Here is a 24,044-nt window from a genome sequence, read left to right as displayed (position 1 = left end):
ACCCCCAAACCTGTAAGGTCTCGAAGACCTTGCAGGTTTTTCATTCGGAATGTATTTGCCCAAAATCTGGACGTAAATGCGCATTTTTGTAGTAAAACGCCCATCAATAAACAGACGGCAAACACATACCCGATGAGAAAAACAACTGTACTGATTCTGCTTACATTAGCCTCGTGCAAGGTCGCGCAAAAAGCCACCATCCCGGCCTGGCAACCCTACGACGAAACGGCCGAACTGGCCAAAAACGCAAACCACGAATCCACCCGATTACGCTACAAGCTGATTCAGTCGCGAAACCTCGACAAAAACACGTTCTGGAAGACTATCAGCCCTCAGCTGGGGCGCTTTTCCGAAGCGGATTACCAAGCCCTCAAGCCACTCATTCTGGAACAGGACATTCTCACGTTGCAGGGCCACATCCGCACCGGCAAGCTCACCTACGAGAAGCTGACCCAATGGTACCTGTACCGGATTGCCCAGTTTGAAAACAACCGGACTACCGCCCTCAACAACCTCATTGCTATCAACCCCAACGCCGTGGCCGAGGCCCGCGCCCGCGACAAAGCCCGCGCGGCCGGCACAACCCACCCCATTTTCGGGATGCCCATTATCCTGAAAGACAACATCAACCAGAACGGCATGGTCACCACGGCCGGGGCGCAGGCGTTTTACAACAACATCACCAAAGACGCCTTCATTGTGGAGCAGCTACGCAAAAACGGGGCTGTTTTTCTGGCCAAAGCCAACCTGAGCGAGTGGGCCAACTTCATGTGCCTCGACTGCCCCAACGGCTACAGTGCAATGGGCGGCCAAACACTGAACCCCTACGGCCCCCGGCAGTTCGATACGGGCGGATCGAGTTCGGGTAGTGGCTCCAGCATGGCGGCCAACTATGCGGCTGCGGCCGTGGGCACCGAAACGTCGGGCTCGATTCTGTCGCCTGCCAGTGCCAACTCACTCGTGGGGCTTAAACCCACCACAGGCTTGCTAAGCCGGGGTGGCATCGTACCCATTTCGAGCACACTCGACACCCCCGGCCCCATGACCCGCACCGTGACCGATGCGGCCATTCTGCTCTCGGCCATGACCGGCGAAGACCCGGCCGACCCGGCCACCAAAAACAACCCAAAAAACAAAACGTACTGGGAGTCGGTGAAAACGGGAACACTCAAGGGCATACGGTTTGGGGCCTACAAACCCATGCTGCGCGACTCACTCTACGCACAAAACGTGGCCAAAATCCGGGCACAGGGCGGCACCGTGATCGAGATTGAGCTGGAACAGGTATCGCCCGAGGGTTTTGGTACGTTGCTCAACGTTGATATGAACGTCGACCTACCGGGTTACATCAAAAACTACGGTTCGTCGGCGCTCCCCTTCCGCTCGGTCGACGATATTCTGGCCTACAACCGGCAGGACTCAACCCGGCGGATGCCATACGGGCAGGGGCGCATTGCCGGGGTGCCCAAAACCCAGCTAAGCCCCGACGAGGTGGCCAAGCTACGCACGAGCATCCGCAAAACAGGCGTGGAGTATTTCGAGAAACCCATGAAACAGCATGGGCTCGACGCCATTCTGTCGATCAACAACCGAAGTGCGGGCTTAGCCGCAGCGGCCAACTACCCCTGCCTGACCGTACCGATGGGCTACCGGCCCAACGGCGAGCCGGTTGGCATTACGTTTATTGCCCGGCCGTTTGCCGAAGACAAACTCCTGAACATCGGCTACGCTTTTGAGCAGGCTACCCGGGCCCGCAAAGCACCCGAAGCGTACAAATAGCCCCCATTATACACTTGCGGGGTTGTAGGGCCGGAGGAATCCGTCGGCGCTACAACCCCGCTGCTACTTCGATCAGGTGAATCCGTGCCCCATCCGTTAAACAACCTGATTATCAAACGCAAGCTTTCGGTCTTTGTAAAAAAAACGCCTTTGTTCATGAACCACATTTTAACCGTTCACGAAAACCAGTCGACTTAGGTTGTATCTTTCATAAGAAATGGGCTATTTGGGCAGCTCTTTCCACATCCATGTCTGCCCAACAAAACCTGCTCCGCGCCCTAAAGCTCATCAGGCTGCTCAAACAACGTCCCGGTAAAACCCTCCGCCAACTGGCCCAACTCCTCGACTGCGACCCGCGCCATGCCCGCCGGTTTCTGGAAACGCTCGAAGCGGTTGGTTTTTTTGTGGAGAAAGAAGGGAAACGACCTCCCCGTTTTTTTCTGTTCGAGGACGAACGTCGGCAACAGGCCGACTTTACCGAGGACGAGGCCGAACTACTCCAGCAGGCACTCGCAGCCCTACCCCCTACGAATCCGATCCTGGCTCCGCTCCGGCAAAAAATCTTTAGCCGCTCCACCTTGTTCCCGATGGCCGATACGCTGCTCGACGGCCACAAAAGCGCGATGGTGACACGCCTGCACGAGGCTATCAGCAACCGGCAGCAAGTGCGGCTGTTGCGCTACTACTCGGCCCATAGCGACACGATCAGTAACCGACTGGTAGAGCCACACAGTTTCTCAGCCGACTACAGCCAACTGACAAGCTACGAACCGGCTTCAGACCAGATTAAGACCTTCAAGATTCAGCGGATGGAGGCCGTTGAACTGCTCGACACGCCCCAAACCCACCCGCCTACCGAAGCCCCCACTGACCCGTTTGATTGGCCGGGTGAGCCGGTGCGGGTGTCACTTGCACTAACGCGGATGGCTTAACGGCTGCTGTTGGAGGAACGCCCACTAACCCGGCCGGACCTGCACCCCAATCCCGACGACGCAACATTCCCATACCGCTACACAGGCGAAGTGCGGAGTTGGGTGGGTATCGGGCGGTTTATTCTGGGGCTACCGGGTCACGTGCGCATCGACGCCCCGGACGCACTGAGGGATTACGTGCGGGGGCGGATTGGGGAGTTTGTGGTGTGAGTTAAAGAGAAGCGACCCAGTCTAAAAAATCAGTAGGACTCAGAATCGAAATACCATGAAATGGATGAAGCACCAGCAAATCCTGATCGCCCGAAATGATACAGTCGGCTTGTCCGTCAGTTGCCAGCTCAAGAAACTTATTGTCTTTAGCATCACGGCAATCACTCAGTCGGCTACTGACGCTTACAGCCTTAGCCTTCAGACTGTATTGATTGATGAAAAGGTCAGCCTCAAAGGGAGTTAGGTAACGAGCGAATTTAGGTCGATGAAGTACCTCATTTAATTCGCTCAAGCAAGCTTCCGAAGTTAACAGTTCACCCTGATTTAGTGCCAACTCGAAAGCTTTTCGGGGGATTGACGTAGAAAGAAGTGCAGCACTAACTAGCGTATTGGTATCGAAAACAATTTTCATTCTTCGTCCAATAGGCTCTGCAAGATTTCAGAAGTTAACCCCCGTTGAGTAGCCTTAAAACTAATGTAGTCCATAACGTCTGTCAGGCTCGTTGGCTCGTTCAGGCAGTCAGTTACTAACTGCGAAACGAATGTTTGCTGTTGCTCTGACAAAGCCCGAAAGCGTTCGGCGGTGGTTTCGGGAACAGGAATTTGCAGGATAGTCATGATCGAAACAGATTACAGACAGACGAAGGTACAACCAATAAACACGTACGCGTAAAGTTTTGTGACAGCATACGTCACTTTTATGATTTTGATTTGCGAAATAAGAAAACGATGAAAGGCATATGCAGGACAAAGCGATAGCCGCCATTGGCCGGTTAGCTCTTCAAAAAGAGAGCCAAGCGGAGCCGTACATGCTGTACGTGCAAAATATGTTTCCGGGCATCAACTATGACATGATATTGGCCGTATTCTCAATCTATGAGGAGAGTGGGCAATTGACTTGTCGGTTTACAGGTGTTGACATAGAAAAAGCCAGCGAAACAACATACCCAAAATATCTGTATCGGGGTGGTTCGCCTAGAGGTGGCGACATTACATTTACCACCAAAGCGGGAGATTTGGCGAAAAAGCTTAATACTCTCCTGACAGTTCAAGTTAAAAATGCTGTTGCACTTTGTAGAGTCAATAACAACCAACAGGACCTGAACCTTTTGTTGGCCTTGCAACACCGCCTGACCGCTGAGTATGACGAGGTACTTGCCGCCTTGCAGAGTGCTTACGGCCAAATGGATAAAAAGCGGCAACAGTCGTCGGGATTTAGCATCTGTTTTGAATCGGATGGCGTTCGCCGTTACCTGGCAGACTTTCCCATTTTTCAACAGCAAATTCTGCTCAGTGGTACATCGGGCAAGTCGGAGAAATACGGGGTTACGTCGCAGGGGAAAGATCAGTTTTGCTCGGTTTGCCTCGAGAAAAAACCGTTGCTGCATGGCTTTGCCTCACCATTCAAATATGCAACAGTCGATAAGCCGGGTATGGTGAGCGGCTTTTTTGACCAACGCGGTAACTGGAAAAACTACCCCATTTGCTCCGATTGTTCGCTGGAATTTGAGTACGGGCAAAAGTACGTCGCCCAGAAATTGAAGAAGTACTTTTACGGTAGTAGTTATTTCGCCATTCCGAAAACCGTATTGAGCTCTGACACCAACGGACTGGAAAAAGCTCTCAAGTTGATTACAGGATTAGAGTTTCAATTATCGGAAGCGGAGAAAGAGAAGCGGATTGAAGATCGAATCATGCAGGAGATCGGTAAAGCAGATAACTGCTTTACGCTGAACTTGCTGTTTTTTGAGGAGAATCCGACCACAAAGGCAATCAAAATCAAACTGCTGCTGGAAGAAATCTTGCCTTCACGTTTCCGAAAGTTGTTCTCAGAGGCTCCGGCGAAGGTGAACCCGAACCCACTCTACAAGGCGGCATACCGCATCAAGAAGGAGCCGCACGACCTCACGTTTTCTTTTGGGCTATTCAAGCAGTTTTACGAAGATGACTTCTACGGCATCGTCAACGATGTTTTCGTAGGCCGTCCCATTAATCGGCAAACGCTTTACAACCGCTTCATGGCGCAAATCCGGGCTAATTATAACAAAGCCCAGACCTCAGAAGGCTACGTTGAACCCGCAGGACTTACTATTCTTAAGGCTCACTTACTGCTCAACTACCTCACTTACCTATCACTCATTACCACAAGTCAAACCATAACCATGCAAATCGACGAACAAACCGACGAAGCACAGGTCGAGGCAAAATACGGCCGTGCGTTTGACGAAACACTTTTCAGGCAATTTGTTAACGACAATCCTAAGTTTCTGGATGACCCTTACAAGGTGGGCATCTTTGCCGTAGGGGTGTTGGTGCGCTTACTGCTTAATATTCAGCAACGTGAACTGGGCGGAACCCCCTTTGAGAAAAAGCTGAAAGGATACAACCTGAATCCCGAAACGCTGAAAACTGTCTATCTCGAAACGATGGCAAAACTGGCGCAATACCGTGATTATGGTAAACGCTACGAAACACTTAGCCACATCATTAGCGAGCATTTTACCCTGAACAGCCACAAGCTGCCAACCCTTTCGAACAATGAGCTATCGTTCTATTTCGTGGCTGGCTTAGAGATGGCTCACCGATTCCGTATAGAAAAACCTGAAACCAACGAAAACAAATAAGCAACATGGCTACACTGACCAACCGAACCGAAATTCTCTTTTTGTACGAAATTGAAAACGCTAATCCTAACGGTGACCCTCTCAACGAAAACCGCCCCCGTTACGACTCAGAAGAAAACCGCGTACTGGTGTCCGACGTGCGGCTAAAGCGCACCATCCGTGACTATTGGTACGAGTACAAAGGCTATAACGGCACCAACGGCAAAGACATCTTTGTGCGCGAAACCACGTATCAGGACGGCGACAAAACCTACATCGTTGACGGTAAACGCCGGGCAAAAGCGTTCCAGGAAAACAAACAAACCGTACTGAATCAGTGCATCGATGTACGGACATTTGGGGGCGTATTGCCACTTGACAAAGACTCTATTACGTTGGTTGGTCCAACCCAATTTCAGATGGGTAAATCGCTGAACAAGACTGACATCGTAACGGAGCAGGGAACCGGAGCCTTTGCATCAGGCGATAAAAAAGGGCAGGCTACGTTCCGCACTGAGTACAAAGTGCCGTACGCTCTGATTGGCTTCAACGGCATTGTTAACGAAAAAGCGGCCGCCTACTCCCAAATGACAGACGACGACAAAGCCTTGTTGCTTGAAGGTATTTGGGAAGGCACTAAAAACCTGATTTCCCGGTCAAAGTTCGGGCAAACGCCCTTACTGTTACTGACGGTGGAGTACAACGAGCCATTCTATATTGGCGGTCTTCGGCAACGGCTGAAGCTGGCTTCTGATAAAAACGAAATGCAACTCCGCAGTACGGACGACTATACACTCGACGTAACCGAGTTACTGGCTGAGTTGGGGCGCAATAAAAACAAGATTAAGGCGGTCACAGTGCGGATTGACCCACGGCTCAAAACCTCGCATCCGCTGACTAATGGACAACTATCATTATGAGCAACCGGCTAATCGTCTTCGAAGTATCGGGCGAGTACGGCCACTTTCGCAAGTTCAACACCACCACCTCGCCCCTGACTTACCCGATTCCCACGCGAACGGCACTAACGGGGCTGTTGGGGGCCGTGCTGGGCATAGAACGCGAAACGGCCCCCGGCCGCTTTCCAGGCAACGTAACACCGGTACAGGAACTCTTTAGCAGCGCCGTTTGTGGGGTTGCCATACAACTGTTGTCTCCTGTAAAAAAGGTGAATATTGGCTTTAATCTGCTCGATACAGGCAATTCATTCTTTGAAATCAAAAAGAGTGGACGCACACAGATCGAATTTGAACTGCTCAAAAACCCTGCGTTTCGGGTCTTCGTGCAGCATCAGGATGAGACTGTAATTGACAAACTAAGCGAACGATTAACCAATAACGCGCACCATTTTACGCCTTATCTGGGTTTGAGTCAGTTTACAGCGGTGTTGAGTAATACGGTGGTTTGCTCGGCTTCGCTGAAAACAAGTGCAGGTAGCACGGTACCTATTCGATCGGCGGTGAATCTGTCAGCGCTTACGGATAGTTCACCCATAGAGTTCAATCAAACGGCGCACTACTACGTCGAGACTATGCCGATTGAGCTATCAAAAGAGCGCGTCGTTACCCGATATGGAGAAGTGCTTGTAGATGCTGACGGGAGCACTGTTGCGGTTCGAACTAGCACCTGGATTGAAACATCTGATTTTGGCAATATTCTTTATCTCTGATGCTTTATTCACACCCCGGCGTTCCGCTAATTGTACACTTGCGGCAGGTAGCTGAGTCATGTCGTCAATTGCTGACAAACCGAAACACTGATTTTGGTTTGCCTGAGGGCTTACTGGCAGACCTTGGCTATCTGGCTGGGGTAACCCATGATGTTGCGAAAGGAACGCGTTTTTTTCAAATATACATGCTTTCGCCTGACCACAAAGTAACAGGGCCAAAGGAACACGCCTTACTGTCGGCCCTATTAGCAAAAGTGGTAGTTAAACAGTATTTAGCCCGGTTTGATCTTAACGAAACTGATCGTAAACTTCTGCCTTATCTGGTATTTACGGCTGTTAAACGGCATCATGGCAATCTGAAAGATTTTGCAGATGAGCTGTATTTAGAAGAAAAAGCCAATATTCTTTCTGAGCAAATTGCAGCCTTTCAAGATGAAGGTGAGACAGAAGCAATTCTAAACGAACTACTCTCTGTGGTCGACTTTAGTTTCGATTGGGCGTCCTTCAAACTGTATATTGAAGAGCAGGCGTATTTGGACGAATATGGGGATTTTTCACTTGATTTTTTCGACCTCGGCGAATACGAAGACCTTCCTGCTGACGCCAAAAATCGCTATTTCTACTGGCATCAGTTGTTCTACGGCACGCTTTTGCTCTCCGACAAATCGGATGTTATTCTGAAAGGTATCGATGTCCCATCGGCAACTCAACCGGCTTTAGCTGCGCTAGAAACGTACCGGCAACAGAAGGGTTTTGACAAGCCCCAAAGCAGTCTGGATAAACTAAAAAATCAGGCTTATCAGGAAACACTTGAAGCCGTTTCCCGAATTTGCAAGCCCGAACAGCACCTGTATTCCATTACGTTACCAACAGGACTGGGCAAAACGCTTACTTCGCTGGCGGTTGGTTTGGCATTACAACAGAAGCTGAGACTGGAAGCCGGACGCCTGGTTATAACTATCCCCTTTACGTCCATCATTGACCAGAATTTTGGGGTGTTTCAGGACGTATTTAACAATCCAACTTCTGATATTTTGCTCAAACATCACCATTTAGCCGAACCGGCCTACAAAGTTGGTGATGATACGCTTGACCAGGATAAAAGTCAGTTTTTGATTGAAACGTGGCAGTCGGGTATCGTTGTCACGACGTTTGTGCAGTTGCTCGAAACACTGTTTTCAAATGATAAAACCAAACTATTGAAACTGCCCAATCTGGCTAACTCAGTTATCATACTGGACGAAGTTCAGCAGGTAAAGTACGAATTGTGGCCCCTGATTCGGCAAACATTTAAGACGCTGGGCGAACGGTACAATTGCTATTTCGTGCTGATGTCGGCCACCCAACCGTTGATTTTCACACCTGATGAGGAGATTACAGAGTTGGTACCCAACTATCGCAATTATTTCAAAAGCCCACACTTTAACCGAACTCGGCTAATTAACCGCACCCGTCAGGAGGTCAGTTTTAAAGAGTTCCAGCAAGATGTAATTGACTACTGCCAGGGTAACCCAACTAAAAACGTACTGGTCATTCTGAATACCAAAAAAGCTACGTTGGAGTGCTTCAAGACTGTGGCGACTACTTTGGGCGAAGACAAAACCGACGTTTATTACCTCACTACACTCATTACCCCTTACGAACGCAAACGAATTATCGACCGTATTAAAAAGTACAAAGGGCCCAAACAGCAGGTAATTATTTCTACCCAGCTTATTGAGGCTGGCGTTGACGTGTCGGTAGATACAGTTTTCAGAACGATGGCTCCGCTTGATTCTATTATTCAGGCAGCTGGCCGCGCCAACCGGTACAATGAGAAAGCTGTACCAAGTGAGGTTTTTCTATATGCTGTTGCCGAAATGAAACGAGCCAGTGGTATGGTGTACGGGGGCGACTTGCTGATAAAAACGGGTAATGTATTAAAAGCTGTTTCGGAGACGGACGAACATGGTTATCTCTCCTTGATTGAAGCCTATTTTGAGGAAGTCCGCAAGCAGGCTGATGTCTTGGTATCACAAGAATTGACGGCATTACAGGCGTTGGAATTTGAGAAAGTGGGCAAGTTTCAGTTTGTCGAAGACCAGGATACGGAATCTGTTTATGTACAGCTGAATGAGGAAGCTGAACAACTTTGGGAGCAGTACGTAGCGATCAGTAATCGGCAGGACTTGAAACCCTACGAGCGTAAGCGCGAATTTGCATTGATCAAAGCTAGGTTTTATGAATATGTAGTAAACGTACCGCTTCCTTATTTACCAAATGGAGGTGGTAAGGCATCACAGATTGTGTTTGACAGCGAAAAGGAGCACTTTTTCTATGTTTCGCGTCGAAGTAATCCGTCAGCCTGCTATCAATACAACCACGATAATTTTCGCCAAAATACAGGCTATGCTTCTGTAAGCCAGCCACTAACCCACCACCACTAACCATGCCTTCCACTACCACCCTCCCCCTCACCACCATTACCTTTCCTGAAATTGCCCTGCGGACGCGCGACGCGCACAAGCTGCGGGGTTACTTCGGCGATCTGTTTCGCGAGTACTCGCCCCTGCTGCATAACCACCTCGAAGCCGACAACGACGAGGTGAAGTTCCGCTACGCCTACCCGCTCGTGCAGTATAAGGTGCTCGACCGAGTCCCGACACTCGTGGGAGCGGGCGAAGGGGCCGGGCTGCTGGCACAACTGTTTCTCAAAATACGTCAGCTTCGGATTGACGAGGCCGATTTTCCCGTCCTGAGCAAGCACATTCGACACGAACAGGCCACACTCGGCATCTCAGACGACCTGATCGACTACCGGTTCGAGACGCGCTGGATGGCCCTCAATCAGGCCAACTACCGCGACTATCAACGCTACACGCCCGATGAACGGCAGGCCCAGCTCAAACGCATTCTGACGAGTCAGCTGCTGGCTACCTTCCGGGAGTTTGGGCTGTGGCTGGAACCCACGGAGCGGGTGATGGTCCGGCTGCGAACGGAGGAGCACACTACCCAATTCAAAAACCAGACGATGGTCGTCTTTTCGGGCGGCTTCACAACGAATGTAATTCTGCCCGATGGGCTGGGCATGGGCAAGGCCGTATCGCGGGGATTCGGGACAATTTTAAAGAGCGAAAGAGTGAAAGAGTGAAAGACCGGCTCACGTCGCTCCGGCACTCCAGCTTTGCTCTTTCACTCTTTCGCCTTTCACTCTTTAACCCATGCAACTCCACATCACTACCTACGGAACCTACCTGCACGTAAAAGACGCCATGTTCGACATCCGACGCCGGGGCGAAGACGGACGCGTCGTGAGTGTAGCCACCTACTCGGCCGAGAAAGTCACCCACATTATGCTGGCAACAGGCACGAGCCTCAGTACCGATGCCGTGAAGCTGGCCATGCGCCATAACGTCGATCTGGTGTTTCTGGAACAACACGGCGATCCCATTGGGCGGGTATGGCACACCAAACTGGGCAGCACGACCAAAATCCGCAAACGCCAACTCGAAGCAAGCCTGGGCCCTGAGGGGCTGCGGTGGGTGAAAACCTGGTTGATGACTAAAGTGGACAATCAGCTCCAATTTATCAAAGACCTGAAAAAACACCGGGCGCAGCACACTGATTACCTCAATGACAAGCTGACCCGACTGGAAGCTCTGTCGCTCTCGATCAGTACCCAGGAGGCCCCCAACGTTGCGGCTGTGGCCGACACGCTGCGCGGGTTGGAAGGAACAGCCGGACGGCTCTATTTTGAAACCCTCAGCTATGTACTGCCGAAGGAGTATCAGTTCAGCGGACGCAGCAGCCGACCGGCTCAGGACGGCTTCAACGCCTTTCTGAATTATGCCTACGGTATTCTGTACAGTCGGATTGAGAAGGCGCTGATGATTGCCGGCCTGGACCCTTATGTTGGTTTCCTGCATCGCGACGATTACAATCAACTGAGTATGGTGTATGACTTTATTGAGCCGTACCGGGTTTGGGCCGACGAGGTAGTATTCCGGCTGTTTTCGGGCAAGAAAGTGAACCTCCGCGACCCTGAGCGGGCCCATGTTTCGGCGGTTTCGGCCGTGCGCAACGGCGCATCAATGGGCGGGGTAACGCTCAATGCCGAAGGGAAGATGCTGCTTGTTGATGCGTTTAATGGTTTTTTCGATCAGGACCCGATTCGGTATCGGGGGCGTAACCTGACGCGCAGCCATTGTATCCAACTGGACACCCATCAGTTTGCCAACGAGTTAATTGGAAAAAATACGCCGACTTTTGACCACCAAAAACTATGATCGTTTGGGTTCTGTACGATATTGTGAAGGATAAATCGCGGACGAAAGCGGCAAAATGTTGTCGGCAGGCGGGACTGTACCGGGTTCAGTTTTCGTGTTTTCTGGGTACGTTAACCCCCAATCAGAAAGATACGCTGCAACTGCAACTGGAAGAGCTGATTGACGAAGAAACCGACAAGGTGTATATCTTCCCGATGAGCCGGAGCGAACTACAACAAACGGCCCTGTTAGGGCAGGCCTTTGACCGAAAACTGGTTACCGACGAAATACGAGCCCTGTTCTTCTAAAGAATGAAAGAGGGAGAAAACGCGGCCCGCACTCTTTCACTCTTTCACCCATTCGCCCATGACCCTCACCCCTTCCCACATTATCGAGTATCTGTTTTGTCCCCGGTTTACGTATTTCGAGTATGTGCTGGGCATTCCACAATTTGAAGAGAACAACTATAAGGTTATGCGGGGGCGACATCTGCACGATGAGCGGCTCGAACGGAATAAAGACTACCTGCGCCGTCGGCTTGCCGTGGTAGAGAAACACCTCGACCAATACCTGACCAACAGCCTGTTGCGCGGAACGGTGGATGAGGTACTGGGCTTTGCTGATGGCACGATGGTCCCACTCGATTACAAGTTTGCGGAGTATAAAGATCGGGTTTATGACACATACAGGACTCAGTTATACTGTTATGCCTGGCTGATTGAGGAGAATTTTGGGCGACGGGTTGACCGGGGTTTTCTGGTTTATACGCGGAGTAATAACCGGGTTATTGAGGTACCTATTTCCGACGAGAATAAAACCGATGTGAAGCGGGCGGCCGAATCAGTTTTTGCAATTATTGACCAAAATCGGTTTCCTAAGGCGACGAAATCCAAGGCTCGTTGTGTAACTTGCACGTATCGGAACGTCTGCATTCGGTGATAGGTAGCTTTCCGGGTGCAAACGTATTTGAATCAACTCCAAAAACGACCTTAAGCTACTATGAATCATCGGGTTAGCTTTACGGAGCGATGCATATTTGGGCGCTGTAAACCGTTCTTTGACGTGCTAAATTATCTAAAAAGAGAGGGAGCAAATAGCGGCTTTTCCCCACTAAATCAAGGCTTTACACATATCAACGCGTCACTGAGCAACATCCACGATAAGAAGGATTGAAACTCCTCAGGCTTGAGGTTTTCTAAGTAGTGGTCCTCTAGTCACTGAGCAACATCCACGATAAGAAGGATTGAAACCCTCACCGACCATCAGGAACTCTACCGGGCGATTTTGTCACTGAGCAACATCCACGATAAGAAGGATTGAAACTAAGACGTTCGTATGTAGAGCGTTATTTGCTCGACTGTCACTGAGCAACATCCACGATAAGAAGGATTGAAACTTCGAGTGTAGCGAACACGTACCAACCCGGCCCCGATGCGTCACTGAGCAACATCCACGATAAGAAGGATTGAAACAAAACAGGCTGAATTGTTTCGAAACACCCATCAGCACCGTCACTGAGCAACATCCACGATAAGAAGGATTGAAACCTCAATTATCAGCCTCTTGTTTTGCTTTTTTGTCAGTCACTGAGCAACATCCACGATAAGAAGGATTGAAACGTCTAACGTCACATTGCCCGTTTTCCCATTGACTGCGTCACTGAGCAACATCCACGATAAGAAGGATTGAAACGGGTCTGCATTACGTACAACCTGATACGTTTTACCCTCAAGTCACTGAGCAACATCCACGATAAGAAGGATTGAAACAAGCAGACGCTATCGAATGGATTGGAGAAGCTCTTGGTCACTGAGCAACATCCACGATAAGAAGGATTGAAACCATCCAGATGAGCACCTAACAGCTTACGTGAAGGACGAGAAGCAGTCACTGAGCAACATCCACGATAAGAAGGATTGAAACTCACCGGGAGCCAGCTTTACCCGTACCGGTATATACGGTCACTGAGCAACATCCACGATAAGAAGGATTGAAACTAAGTGTCCTGTTTGCCCCGCTCATAGCCAGCATCATGTCACTGAGCAACATCCACGATAAGAAGGATTGAAACCGGAGCTACGCCATTCATGGATTTCATGAAGTGGCGGTCACTGAGCAACATCCACGATAAGAAGGATTGAAACAAAAACCGATCACGCAAGGCGCCTGTTTCGACCGGGGTCACTGAGCAACATCCACGATAAGAAGGATTGAAACTATACAGCACGGAGAACGAAAAAAGTGTGCCTCTATGTCACTGAGCAACATCCACGATAAGAAGGATTGAAACACCATGTACACGTACATCGAGATTATCGACCAATCCGGTCACTGAGCAACATCCACGATAAGAAGGATTGAAACTTAAGCCGCCCGTGAGCGGACTGATAGAGGTCGGATGTCACTGAGCAACATCCACGATAAGAAGGATTGAAACAACATTGGAAAGAGTATTGGATAGACAAATACTCCGGTTGTCACTGAGCAACATCCACGATAAGAAGGATTGAAACCAGGTCGATGTTCTCAAGGATAGCTTCAAGAATATCAGTCACTGAGCAACATCCACGATAAGAAGGATTGAAACCTGGATATTCGCGTAAACGGGAAAATTAGCCGGTCAGTCACTGAGCAACATCCACGATAAGAAGGATTGAAACGCGGCTGGTGGCAAACTCTGATCGTAGCGGACAGAGGGTCACTGAGCAACATCCACGATAAGAAGGATTGAAACGGCTACCGGGAGGCCCAGCAATACGCCCGCAACCGTGTCACTGAGCAACATCCACGATAAGAAGGATTGAAACTCGGCAGCCGAACAAGGCAACCTATAACCCACAGAAAAGTCACTGAGCAACATCCACGATAAGAAGGATTGAAACGTACACCAAACCATTGATACAACCTACCCGATTTCTGGTCACTGAGCAACATCCACGATAAGAAGGATTGAAACACTGAACGCTCACCGAGATTTCCGCAGCCGGTCTTCGTCACTGAGCAACATCCACGATAAGAAGGATTGAAACTCCGCGACGAGCGGTTCAAGAAGCTGGTCAAGTCGAGTCACTGAGCAACATCCACGATAAGAAGGATTGAAACTGCGGTAATAAAGCTAAAGGTGCTGAAACCTTGCAAGTCACTGAGCAACATCCACGATAAGAAGGATTGAAACAGATTGAGCAGTATTTCGAGACAATTGAAATGAGCCGTCACTGAGCAACATCCACGATAAGAAGGATTGAAACCCGGACAGGAACGGCTAAAGCAACAGGCCGAAGCAAGGTCACTGAGCAACATCCACGATAAGAAGGATTGAAACCCGTACTGCCAGATAACTACATCACCGACTTGCGGGGTCACTGAGCAACATCCACGATAAGAAGGATTGAAACTAGACAGCAATCAGGGTAAAAAAATCTATTACGTTCAGTCACTGAGCAACATCCACGATAAGAAGGATTGAAACCCCAATCAACCCCCAAATCATCGAACCTCATGCGTCGTCACTGAGCAACATCCACGATAAGAAGGATTGAAACAAACGACGTTTCAGCTGGTGGATTTTCCCGGTGCAGTGTCACTGAGCAACATCCACGATAAGAAGGATTGAAACCCGTAGATGCGGGTTTCGGCCTCTTCCTCGCCCAAATCGTCACTGAGCAACATCCACGATAAGAAGGATTGAAACCCTGACCATTACGCAGCTGGGGGCATCGCTGGGTTTTGTCACTGAGCAACATCCACGATAAGAAGGATTGAAACGTAGCCTAATCGAAATGGCCACCGCACCCGGCACCTAGTCACTGAGCAACATCCACGATAAGAAGGATTGAAACTCTACGGCCGAGGTAGCCGACCCAAACAGACCCGGCTCGTCACTGAGCAACATCCACGATAAGAAGGATTGAAACAGTTGCTTACAGGCATCCTCTACGGCTTCGTTGTCTGTCACTGAGCAACATCCACGATAAGAAGGATTGAAACGTCGGCCGTGCGGCTTGCCCATAAAGGCGACTGTCGGGTCACTGAGCAACATCCACGATAAGAAGGATTGAAACGCGAATACATCAAAATGACGGGTGTACGCGCTATTCTAGTCACTGAGCAACATCCACGATAAGAAGGATTGAAACTAACCCTTGCCGCCAGCCACATCGAACACGATGGCGTGTCACTGAGCAACATCCACAATAAGAAGGATTGAAACAACTGCTCAATGTCCTGTGCTGAAACAGGTCGCAATTGTCACTGAGCAACATCCACGATAAGAAGGATTGAAACCTAATGTACTCAATCTATCGCGGTTTCCATCTGGAGTCACTGAGCAACATCCACGATAAGAAGGATTGAAACCGCCCCCAGGTGGCGGCACGGCGGCCCCGGTAACAGGTCACTGAGCAACATCCACGATAAGAAGGATTGAAACGGTCTGGGTTTCCGAAGAACTCCAAGCAACAGCTCAAGTCACTGAGCAACATCCACGATAAGAAGGATTGAAACTAGCGCTCCGATGTAGGCGCGCTCGCGTTCAATCATGGTCACTGAGCAACATCCACGATAAGAAGGATTGAAACCAAAACGTATAACTTTGCTTATCAAAGTGATGCACAACGTCACTGTGCAACATCCACGATAAGAAGGATTGAAACGGTGAGGCCAGTAGTCCCTCAGCCGCTTCGAGTAGCGTGTCACTGAGCAACATCCACGATAAGAAGGATTGAAACGTGGCCAGACAATCGCTTTCATTGCGAATCAGGCCAAGTCACTGAGCAACATCCACGACAAGAAGGATTGAAACACTGTCAGCAGCCCCCCAAGCACGCGCTAAATCGAGTCACTGAGCAACATCCACGATAAGAAGGATTGAAACAAAAGGAGCGGGGCAAACTGCTGGCCTCATTGCCTGGTCACTGAGCAACATCCACGATAAGAAGGATTGAAACTCGCGGTGGTAGGGTAGTTTGGCCCCGTTCGGTATCGTCACTGAGCAACATCCACGATAAGAAGGATTGAAACTTGCACTGGGCACCGCTGATCTGAACGCGTTCAAAACAGCGGGTTCGTGGTCACTGAGCAACATCCACGATAAGAAGGATTGAAACGGGACTATACCCATACCCGACAGTGCAGTTGATCGGGTCACTGAGCAACATCCACGATAAGAAGGATTGAAACATGATGGTAGGGGGTGGTCAGCCTTTACGAAGGTTCGTCACTGAGCAACATCCACGAAGGATTGAAACTACCGTTGGCTCCGAGGTAATAGATTCGTTGGCAGAGGTCACTGACCTACATCCACGATAGGAAGGATTGAAACGTAGCGGGGGTGTAGCGGAGGGTACACCTGCAGTTGGTCACTGACCTACATCCACGATAAGAAGGATTGAAACATCGTATCGACACTCCAACCCGCATCTCTGGCCCGGTCACTGACCTACATCCATGATAAGAAGGATTGAAGCCCGACAATGTGGTGATTAACCAGCCCCTGTCCCCCGTCACTGACCAACATCCACGATAAGAAGGATTGAAATGTATTCGGCATCCAGACTGCAATGACGCGAGTCTGGGCAGTCACTGACCAACATCCATGATAAGAAGGATTGAAACGGCGATAGTAAGAATCCATTCAACCGCAACGCAACCAAATTAGTCATTTGGCCAATGGACGTACGCGGACTCCGACGGGGCGTCACCAGCCTTGATTCCCCCGCGATTTAGCCGTATTTTTGTGCTACTGTCAGATAGAAACTGACCCCAAGCAAGCATGATTCATCAACTGTCGCTCTCGCTCACACCCGAGCAGGCCTTTACCGACGCGACCTTCCGCGCCGAGGCCCTTCGCCAACTCCGGCTTCCTGACTCACCCGACATTACAGTCCGTAAAAAACGGCAGTCTATCGACGCCCGCGGCCGTCAGGTACGTGTGCATGTCGATACGGAGGTGTTTGTCGGCGAGGCCCCTACCCCGCTGCTTCAGCACGGGTTGCACTACCCCAACGTAACCAATGCCCAACCAGTCGTTATTGTCGGGGCAGGGCCAGCCGGTTTATTTGCCGCCCTGCGCCTGATTGAGCTGGGGATTAAACCGATTATTCTGGAACGAGGCAGCGATGTCCGGGCACGTCGTCGCGATTTGGCTGCCATCAACAAAGACCATATTGTCAACCCCGAGTCGAACTACTGCTTTGGCGAGGGCGGGGCGGGTACCTACTCCGACGGCAAACTGTACACCCGTGCCACCAAACGGGGCGATGTCCGCCGGATTCTGGAGATTCTGGTGGCCCACGGCGCAACCGATCAGATACTGGTAGACGCCCATCCGCACATCGGCACCAATAAACTGCCGGGTGTGGTGGCCGCCCTGCGCGAGCAGATCCTGAACGCAGGCGGAGAGGTGCATTTCGACACCAAAGTAACCGACCTCATCCTGCACGGGGGCGAGATGCGGGGCGTTGTCACGCACGACGGCCGCGAGTGGTCCGGCCTTGGCGTTATTCTGGCTACCGGCCACTCAGCCCGCGATATTTTTCATCTGCTGCACGCGCGCAACGTACTCATTGAGGCCAAGCCGTTTGCGATGGGCGTACGGATCGAGCATCAGCAGTCCCTCATCGACACCCTGCAATACCATCTCCCTACGCAGGCTGAGGGCCGGGGCGATTACCTCCCGGCAGCATCGTACAGCCTGGTGACCCAAACCCGGTTTGAGGGCGTTGAGCGGGGCGTTTTTTCGTTTTGTATGTGTCCCGGCGGATTTATTGTCCCGGCAGCTACGGCCCCCGGCGAGCTGGTGGTCAATGGCATGTCGCCCTCGCGTCGGGACTCCAAATTTGCCAACTCCGGGCTGGTTGTAGCCATTACCGATCACGATTTAGCCCCTTATGCCGAGCATGGCCCTCTCGCGGGTCTGGCCCTGCAACAGGCCGTGGAACAGAATGCCTGCCAGGTAGCCAGCCGGGGTAGCCAAACTCCGACCCAAACGGCCCCGGCCCAGCGGATAGCCGATTTTGTCAACGGTAAGCTGTCGCCCGCCTTGTTGCCGACCTCGTACCAGCCCGGCTTACTATCGGCCGACATGGCCGAGGTACTGCCCGCGCACATTGCCCAACCCCTGCGGGCGGGTCTGCGCGACTTTGGCCGCAAAATGAAGGGGTATTTGTCCAACGAAGGACAGTTAATCGGTATCGAAAGTCGTACCTCGTCGCCCGTGCGTATCCCACGAGACCGGCAGACCTGCGAGCACGTCCAAATCCGCCGACTGTTTCCGTGTGGCGAAGGTGCCGGTTACGCCGGGGGCATTGTATCGGCTGCGATGGATGGCGAACGGTGCGCCGAAGAGCTGGCGAAACTGTATCGCCCGTAAAACCATTGGTCACCGACGTGGAAACACGCGTTGGCTGGCATTCTAAGAGATGACATCTCATTTGGAGAGATGTCATCTCTTAGAATGCCAGCCCGGGTTAACATGAGTTGTGAGAAATAAGGGTTCGCGCCCTAACTCACACTACTTTAGAGAGATGTCAGCGCTTCTGCCCGAATTTACTGCCGAATCAGCTTGCGGGTGTAGGCCCGTGAGCCTGCTTCGAGCCGGAGAATGTAAACGCCCGCGGGCAAACTACTCAGGTCCAGCTCCGTTTCGTAGGTTGTCGAGGTCGGTTCTGCGGACCAGGTACGGAGCGTTCGGCCATCAGGGGCATACACCGCCCCCATCACCCGGGTTGGTTGCTGCGGCAGCCGTTGCTGCGGCAGCCGTAACTGCACCCGGCTCACTCCATCAGTCGGATTAGGCATTACCGTCAGCACATCGGCATCGGGAATTACCTCGCCGGGCCATTCGGCGGTTGTTGCCACTCGGCCACGGGCACCGGCATCAGTCAGTGTTGTACTCAGAATGGCCCGGCAATTCTGGCTTGTTCCCGAACCAACCGTTACCGAATACAGCCCCGCAGCCGATGCTGTGATCGATTTGGCCGTAGCCCCAAGCATCGTTTTCCCGTTGAACGACCACCCAAACGAAGGGTTCGGGTAATTGCTCGATCCGGCCGTGAGTGTGGCGGTTCGGGTAGCCGACACCTGCGCACTGCTCGCTACGAGCGTGGCCGCCGGGCGAGGGTACACATACGCCCGCAACAGGGATGAAACCGCCGTTCGGCCGTTGGCGTCGGTCACTTCGAGGAGATACACTTTCTGGTCGGCGGCAATGCCGGTTTGGGCATACGTAGCCGTGATGGTAGGTGCCAGCCCGGTCATGTCGGTTACGGGTTGCCCCAGGTTGAGCCAACGCACCCGATACGGGGCTTTCCCGCCGGAAACATCGGAACCGAACGCAATGGGCGAGCCCGCGCAAAACTCATTTTTTCCCTCAACCAGCCGGGCCGACACCACAAACTCTTTCAGGGCTTGATCGAGCACAACCGACTCAACGGCCGTGCAACCGGTCGCGTCGGTAATGCGGAGCGAGTAGGTGCCCAGCTCCACCACCTTGATCGTGCTCGGATAACTGGCTGTGTTGGCCGTGTTGACTTCCTGCTGGGCTCCGATGGCTTTCACGACACCACCCGCCGTTTGCACCGACCAAGTACCGGCATAGTAAGGGGCGGTCGGGCGGGGAAGCCCACCCGTAACCTGCGCGGCCAGATTGGTCTCGATCACACGGGCGGTACCTTGCAGGCCGTTCTGCACCAGAATCGACACGCGGGGCACATCGTTGGCTATCTGCCAGCTATCCGTTGCCACACAGCCATCGGCCACACCCCGGACTGAGAGCGTGTACAGCCCCGTTTGCTTCACCAACCGGATACTATCGGTAGAACCGACCGATAGCTGAGTACTGTCGCGCAACCACTGAATACGTTTGTAATAAATCTGCGTCACCTCACCCACCTGTGTACCCCCGTAGCCGGGCTGTTGGCGTTTAAACACCAGCACAGAGTCTTTTTGTGGACAGTAAGCCAGATGCTTACCCCGGCTGTCGGCTACCGAAGCAGGCGTTTGCGGGCCCAGCCCAATGAGGCACTGACGTGGGGGTGCACCCGGATTCAACGCAATCAGATTGGCCACACCGCCACTGAATCGGCGGGCCAGCACCCGCCCATTTACGACGCCCAGATGCACGGTTTCGGCCTGAGTAGACACGTTGGTATTGAACAAACTGGCGGCCGATACCAGACTGGCCACCGGCCGGATAGAATCGGGAGCTGCGGCCGAAAGCAGCAAAAGCCCATTCCCGTCGAAGCCGTACAGCCGCCCGCCTGAGCTAACCACCGCACCCAGCCCGCCCGGCCGGAACCGGGCCTGCCCCACGCGGGCGGTGCGGGCGGCAGTCGAGTCAATTTGCCAGACATCGAGTTTGTAGCCCAGTGCGCGGCTGCCCAGCCGCACGGCATTGTAGACCGGCGCCACCAGCCCCGCTTCGGTGCGGGTGAGCCCCACAGGAAATGTCGACGGCCCCAGATCGGCCAATGGCTGACGGACAAGGCCGTCGGTGAGCCACGCCTGTACCCGATCGGTAGTGCGTTTGCGGGTCAGAAAAACCTGTTTACCCACCCCGCCCACGGGTTGGTGGGTGTATTGGTTCAGGCTATCGTCGAGCATAACGAGCCGGGCCGTAGCCGGATCGAACGCCTGTACACTGAACCGGCTTGGCGTGGCGGCCGTTGAGTCGGCGCGGGCACCCACGAGCAGCATACCACCCGGCCCGGCCACGTACTCGCTCAGTAGCTCCGAGTTCCGCAACAACCGGCCGGCACTCAGTTCGCGGTCGTACCGCCGGGCAAGGGTGTAGCGATCGGTGCGGGTATCAAGTCGCCACACCTCCTGATACCCCTTGCCGTTTTCATTGGCCAGATCGGTCTGGAGCAGGAGCACGTACGGCCCCGCCGATCCCATCGTTACCACCTGTTGGGTACGAGTGCCGGTAGTCGGCTTTAGCATACCGATGCTCCAGATAAGCCGGGTTCGGCCACCGGTATCGCGCCGAAACAGGTTGGTGTACCGGCTGCGGGCATCTTCGGTCTGAATACTATACAAAAGACCACGATCATCGGCCGACACCAGCCCGAACACATCGGCACCCGACTGGTTGACCACGATGCTCCGCACCGAGTCGCGGCTTACTTCGAGCAGGCTACAAAACGATTTACCGTTACTCACGAAGGCCGTTTGTACAAACAACCGGTTGTTGGCTACCTGCACCCACTTGGGTTGCACGCTGAGATACGGGCTGCTTTGCACGTTGAACGTACGCACCGCCCCTGTAGCCCCGTCGGCCTCGATAAGGTAATTGGCCAACCCGTCGGACCAGAGGAGTAACTTCTGGCCGTTGACCGCAAACCGGCTGGGGTAGCGCCCACCACCCCCGTACAGAATATCGGCCTGCGTACCACTGCTCAGTGCGCCCGGAATCAGATCGGTGACCCGTTGCGTACCGGCTTCGGTGCCATCGGTGCGCCAGAGTTCAATGCCCGTAACGCCATCGTCGGCCCAGAAATACAGGCGATTCCCGTGCCTGAACGGCCGAAAATCGCGCAGGGCTACCTTCACTTTGGCGGGGCTGAGGGTGTTCGCGTCGGTCAGGGCGCTGTGGGTTGAGTCTGAAACAAAGGCGCTCGCCCGGCCGGGCCGAATGTCTTTGACCCGGCGGGTACCGGCCGGGGTGCCGTCGGTGCGCCAGAGTTCGTACCCCGTTTGGCCGTCGTCGGCGAGGTAAAATAAGGCTCCGTCCAGTCTGATTTCGTGATAAGGTACCACAATATCCGGAGCCGGGCGGGCCATCAACGTGTCTAATCGTTGCGCTTGGGCTGCCTGCCAGACGAATCCGCAAAGCAGGCAACAATAAACCACGAAGGCTGTTAACCGTGGAAAATTGTACTTCATGATAGGCTGAGTATGGAAAGGTTCTAATGCCCTGCCCGTTACCACAAACCATACCATATTTTAGCCTTTCATGGACGCGACGGTCAATTCTGGACTAACCGAACACACAACCTTCTTACTATCAATTATTTATGAAAAAAATTTGAGCCGAAAATTTTTCAGAATTTCACATCAATAATATTTCATTTATATTTGATTACCAACAGGTTAGCACCCAAAACCAGCTTAGTGAAACACCTCAACCTTACTCGCTTCGAGCTGCTGAATAGTCTGAGCGAACAGACCAACCCGGCTTTTATCATCGACAATCGGATTACTGCGCAGATACAGTTTTTTGAGGTTCGGGAGGTTGGTCAGGCCGGGCGAAAGTGTCTGGAGGTTGTTGCTGTTCAGGTCAAGTTCTTCGAGAGAATACATCCGGTCGAGCACGGGCGGGGTGGTACTGAGGTAGTTGTAACTCAAATCGAGCAGGCGCAGGCTCCGAAACCGCTTGAACCGGTCGGGCAGGCCACCGATCTGGTTATGGTGGGCATACAGCACCTGCAACCGTTTCAGGCGGGCGAGTCGGTCGGGCAAGGTCCGCAACCGATTGTGCGAAATGGCCAGCTGTTCGAGCCGCCGGAGCCGCGACAGCCGGGCGGGCAACTCGGTCAGGGTATTGTAGTACAGATCGAGCACCTTAAGCCGCCGGAGCCGCGTGAGCGAGGTCGGGCACTCGGCCAACCCCGCATTGTACAGGTTCAGATCGGTAAGTCGGCGTAGCCCGCGCAGATCGGCCGTTTTGAGCTTGTTGTTACCTATCCAGAGGCTTTCGAGCCGTCGGTTCTGCCGCACACTCGCGGGCACATAGGTCAGCCGGTTGCCTTGCAGATTGAGCGCCAGGAGGTGTTTGTTCGGAACAAACGACACACTATCGTCGGGCAGGGCGTTGTAGAGCAAACTCAGCCGTTGCAGTTTCGGAAGGTCGGCCGTCAGGCGAGCGGGCAAGCTGCTGATCCGGTTTCTGGACAGGTCGAGTTCCTGCAAGTTCGGAAACCGGTACACCTCTTCGGGGATGCGCTGGAGTTCGAGCTGATTGAAATAAAGCTTCGTGACGGTATCGGGGCGGGTGGTATTCCGGGCCTGCTCCACTGTACTAAGCACCCCGGCTCCGGTGCGTACCGTTCGTTTTTCGGGAATGTTGCCCACGTGCATCAGCTGGTTACGAAACCGGGTCGAGGCCGTTGCCGGAAACCGTTTAGTCCGGTAGTATTGGGCCAGTTTTTCGAGTATCTGCGTTTTGGTGGAGTCGGGTGTCGGTACGAGCCAATCCACAAGCACCGTAGCAGCCTCGCCCGTTGGTTCATAGTATTCGCGCAGACCAAAGGCCACCCGTTTCTGGGCCAGGTTATGCTCCCGGATAAACCCATTAAATTGCTGTATAGCGCGCATCCGAAGCTCTTGCCGGGCTTTGGGCTGGCTCGCAAACAGGGTTTCAACCGGTGGATATTGTCGGTTCAGCACGGCAAGGCTCAACCCGTGCCCACTCGTATCGGACAGGCTGATGATGCGAGTCTGAGCGGTAGCCACTGAGCACCACGCCAGCATAAAAAACAAGGTAAACAGCAATGGTTTCATACGCGAACGGTTTTTGTAGGAATACAACGATAAATATAGTTATTATTTCATGCCGTTGCTGAAGTTTTTAACTTTCCGGCTCATCGGGTTTCCAGTCATGGCCCAAACT

At 52.5% G+C, this 24,044-nt stretch carries 16 protein-coding genes and 2 CRISPR repeat arrays; of the genes, 12 read left to right on the top strand and 4 right to left on the bottom strand.

All coding sequences use genetic code 11. The features are described 5' to 3' along the window. The first annotated feature begins 132 nt into the window (after positions 1-132). From RUDLU_RS0118845 to RUDLU_RS30305, 3 genes are all read left to right on the top strand, one after another. Positions 133-1,779, top strand: coding sequence for an amidase family protein (locus RUDLU_RS0118845; protein WP_019989973.1), 1,647 nt, complete (start codon positions 133-135; stop codon positions 1,777-1,779). 248 nt (positions 1,780-2,027) lie between these two features. Then, positions 2,028-2,711 carry a helix-turn-helix transcriptional regulator gene (locus RUDLU_RS27760; RefSeq protein WP_019989971.1) on the top strand — a complete coding sequence of 228 codons (684 nt, stop codon included), beginning with the start codon at positions 2,028-2,030 and terminating at the stop codon, positions 2,709-2,711. A 9-nt stretch (positions 2,712-2,720) separates the two neighbouring features. Beyond that, complete coding sequence (locus tag RUDLU_RS30305) at positions 2,721-2,921, top strand: hypothetical protein (RefSeq protein ID WP_019989970.1); 201 nt, start codon at positions 2,721-2,723, stop codon at positions 2,919-2,921. Between the two features lies 1 nt (position 2,922). On the opposite strand, the gene RUDLU_RS27755 is transcribed toward RUDLU_RS30305, so the two are convergent. After that, positions 2,923-3,333 (bottom strand): putative toxin-antitoxin system toxin component, PIN family, encoded by a 411-nt coding sequence (locus RUDLU_RS27755; RefSeq protein WP_019989969.1) that lies wholly within the window; start codon positions 3,331-3,333, stop codon positions 2,923-2,925. Continuing rightward, on the bottom strand, positions 3,330-3,539 hold the full coding sequence (locus RUDLU_RS0118825; RefSeq protein WP_019989968.1) for a hypothetical protein: 210 nt from the start codon (positions 3,537-3,539) through the stop codon (positions 3,330-3,332). The genes RUDLU_RS27755 and RUDLU_RS0118825 overlap by 4 nt, the downstream gene beginning before the upstream one ends. Positions 3,540-3,661: 122 nt before the next feature. Here RUDLU_RS0118825 and RUDLU_RS0118820 point away from each other — a divergent pair, with 122 nt between their 5' ends. The 9 genes from RUDLU_RS0118820 to RUDLU_RS0118780 all read left to right on the top strand — a co-directional run bounded on the left by RUDLU_RS0118820 (position 3,662) and on the right by RUDLU_RS0118780 (position 18,806). Next, a complete protein-coding gene (locus RUDLU_RS0118820; RefSeq protein WP_019989967.1) occupies positions 3,662-5,545 on the top strand; it encodes a TIGR02556 family CRISPR-associated protein in 1,884 nt (627 codons plus the stop codon). Positions 5,546-5,550: 5 nt separating this feature from the next. Continuing rightward, positions 5,551-6,444, top strand: coding sequence for a type I-B CRISPR-associated protein Cas7/Csh2 (gene cas7b, locus RUDLU_RS0118815; protein ID WP_019989966.1), 894 nt, complete (start codon positions 5,551-5,553; stop codon positions 6,442-6,444). Then, positions 6,441-7,193 (top strand): type I-B CRISPR-associated protein Cas5b, encoded by a 753-nt coding sequence (gene cas5b / locus RUDLU_RS28860; RefSeq protein ID WP_019989965.1) that lies wholly within the window; start codon positions 6,441-6,443, stop codon positions 7,191-7,193. Before cas7b ends, cas5b begins: the two co-directional genes overlap by 4 nt. After that, the gene (locus tag RUDLU_RS0118805; protein WP_083940602.1) at positions 7,193-9,619 is read left to right on the top strand and encodes a CRISPR-associated helicase/endonuclease Cas3; all 2,427 of its coding nucleotides are present in this window, start codon (positions 7,193-7,195) and stop codon (positions 9,617-9,619) included. The genes cas5b and RUDLU_RS0118805 overlap by 1 nt, the downstream gene beginning before the upstream one ends. A gap of 2 nt (positions 9,620-9,621) precedes the next feature. Then, the gene (locus tag RUDLU_RS0118800; protein ID WP_019989963.1) at positions 9,622-10,323 is read left to right on the top strand and encodes a CRISPR-associated endonuclease Cas6; all 702 of its coding nucleotides are present in this window, start codon (positions 9,622-9,624) and stop codon (positions 10,321-10,323) included. 70 nt (positions 10,324-10,393) lie between these two features. Beyond that, positions 10,394-11,458 carry a CRISPR-associated endonuclease Cas1 gene (gene cas1 / locus RUDLU_RS0118795; RefSeq protein WP_019989962.1) on the top strand — a complete coding sequence of 355 codons (1,065 nt, stop codon included), beginning with the start codon at positions 10,394-10,396 and terminating at the stop codon, positions 11,456-11,458. Next, positions 11,455-11,745: a CRISPR-associated endonuclease Cas2 gene (cas2, locus tag RUDLU_RS0118790; protein ID WP_019989961.1), complete on the top strand. Its 291-nt coding sequence runs from the start codon at positions 11,455-11,457 to the stop codon at positions 11,743-11,745. Before cas1 ends, cas2 begins: the two co-directional genes overlap by 4 nt. 58 nt (positions 11,746-11,803) lie before the next feature. Then, complete coding sequence (cas4, locus tag RUDLU_RS0118785) at positions 11,804-12,376, top strand: CRISPR-associated protein Cas4 (protein ID WP_019989960.1); 573 nt, start codon at positions 11,804-11,806, stop codon at positions 12,374-12,376. A 200-nt stretch (positions 12,377-12,576) separates the two neighbouring features. Beyond that, positions 12,577-16,615: direct repeats of the CRISPR family, unit length 37 nt; unit sequence GTCACTGAGCAACATCCACGATAAGAAGGATTGAAAC. 104 nt (positions 16,616-16,719) lie between these two features. Next, positions 16,720-17,050: direct repeats of the CRISPR family, unit length 37 nt. Positions 17,051-17,207: 157 nt separating this feature from the next. Beyond that, a complete protein-coding gene (locus tag RUDLU_RS0118780) occupies positions 17,208-18,806 on the top strand; it encodes an NAD(P)/FAD-dependent oxidoreductase (protein ID WP_019989959.1) in 1,599 nt (532 codons plus the stop codon). Between the two features lie 176 nt (positions 18,807-18,982). Here RUDLU_RS0118780 and RUDLU_RS0118775 read toward each other — a convergent pair whose 3' ends face one another. Both RUDLU_RS0118775 and RUDLU_RS0118770 read right to left on the bottom strand, forming a co-directional pair. Beyond that, entirely contained in the window at positions 18,983-22,318 is a 3,336-nt protein-coding gene (locus RUDLU_RS0118775) for a T9SS type A sorting domain-containing protein (protein ID WP_169578054.1), read from the bottom strand. Between the two features lie 225 nt (positions 22,319-22,543). Next, positions 22,544-23,935: a leucine-rich repeat domain-containing protein gene (locus tag RUDLU_RS0118770; RefSeq protein WP_019989957.1), complete on the bottom strand. Its 1,392-nt coding sequence runs from the start codon at positions 23,933-23,935 to the stop codon at positions 22,544-22,546. Positions 23,936-24,044 lie beyond the last annotated feature (109 nt).

Origin of the sequence: Rudanella lutea DSM 19387, assembly GCF_000383955.1 — a bacterium.
GTDB classification, from domain to species: Bacteria; Bacteroidota; Bacteroidia; order Cytophagales; family Spirosomataceae; genus Rudanella; species Rudanella lutea.
This window is presented reverse-complemented; position numbering and strand designations above follow the sequence as displayed.

Excerpts from the sequence above, each read along its gene's own strand:
- cas2 (WP_019989961.1), top strand. The coding sequence starts at position 11,455 with ATGATCGTTTGGGTTCTGTACGATATTGTGAAGGATAAATCGCGGACG.
- RUDLU_RS27760 (WP_019989971.1), top strand. The coding sequence starts at position 2,028 with ATGTCTGCCCAACAAAACCTGCTCCGCGCCCTAAAGCTCATCAGGCTG.
- RUDLU_RS0118775 (WP_169578054.1), bottom strand. The coding sequence starts at position 22,318 with ATGAAGTACAATTTTCCACGGTTAACAGCCTTCGTGGTTTATTGTTGC.
- RUDLU_RS0118805 (WP_083940602.1), top strand. The coding sequence starts at position 7,193 with ATGCTTTATTCACACCCCGGCGTTCCGCTAATTGTACACTTGCGGCAG.
- cas1 (WP_019989962.1), top strand. The coding sequence starts at position 10,394 with ATGCAACTCCACATCACTACCTACGGAACCTACCTGCACGTAAAAGAC.
- RUDLU_RS0118800 (WP_019989963.1), top strand. The coding sequence starts at position 9,622 with ATGCCTTCCACTACCACCCTCCCCCTCACCACCATTACCTTTCCTGAA.
- RUDLU_RS0118825 (WP_019989968.1), bottom strand. The coding sequence starts at position 3,539 with ATGACTATCCTGCAAATTCCTGTTCCCGAAACCACCGCCGAACGCTTT.
- cas7b (WP_019989966.1), top strand. The coding sequence starts at position 5,551 with ATGGCTACACTGACCAACCGAACCGAAATTCTCTTTTTGTACGAAATT.
- RUDLU_RS0118820 (WP_019989967.1), top strand. The coding sequence starts at position 3,662 with ATGCAGGACAAAGCGATAGCCGCCATTGGCCGGTTAGCTCTTCAAAAA.
- RUDLU_RS0118770 (WP_019989957.1), bottom strand. The coding sequence starts at position 23,935 with ATGAAACCATTGCTGTTTACCTTGTTTTTTATGCTGGCGTGGTGCTCA.
- cas5b (WP_019989965.1), top strand. The coding sequence starts at position 6,441 with ATGAGCAACCGGCTAATCGTCTTCGAAGTATCGGGCGAGTACGGCCAC.
- RUDLU_RS0118845 (WP_019989973.1), top strand. The coding sequence starts at position 133 with ATGAGAAAAACAACTGTACTGATTCTGCTTACATTAGCCTCGTGCAAG.
- RUDLU_RS27755 (WP_019989969.1), bottom strand. The coding sequence starts at position 3,333 with ATGAAAATTGTTTTCGATACCAATACGCTAGTTAGTGCTGCACTTCTT.
- cas4 (WP_019989960.1), top strand. The coding sequence starts at position 11,804 with ATGACCCTCACCCCTTCCCACATTATCGAGTATCTGTTTTGTCCCCGG.
- RUDLU_RS0118780 (WP_019989959.1), top strand. The coding sequence starts at position 17,208 with ATGATTCATCAACTGTCGCTCTCGCTCACACCCGAGCAGGCCTTTACC.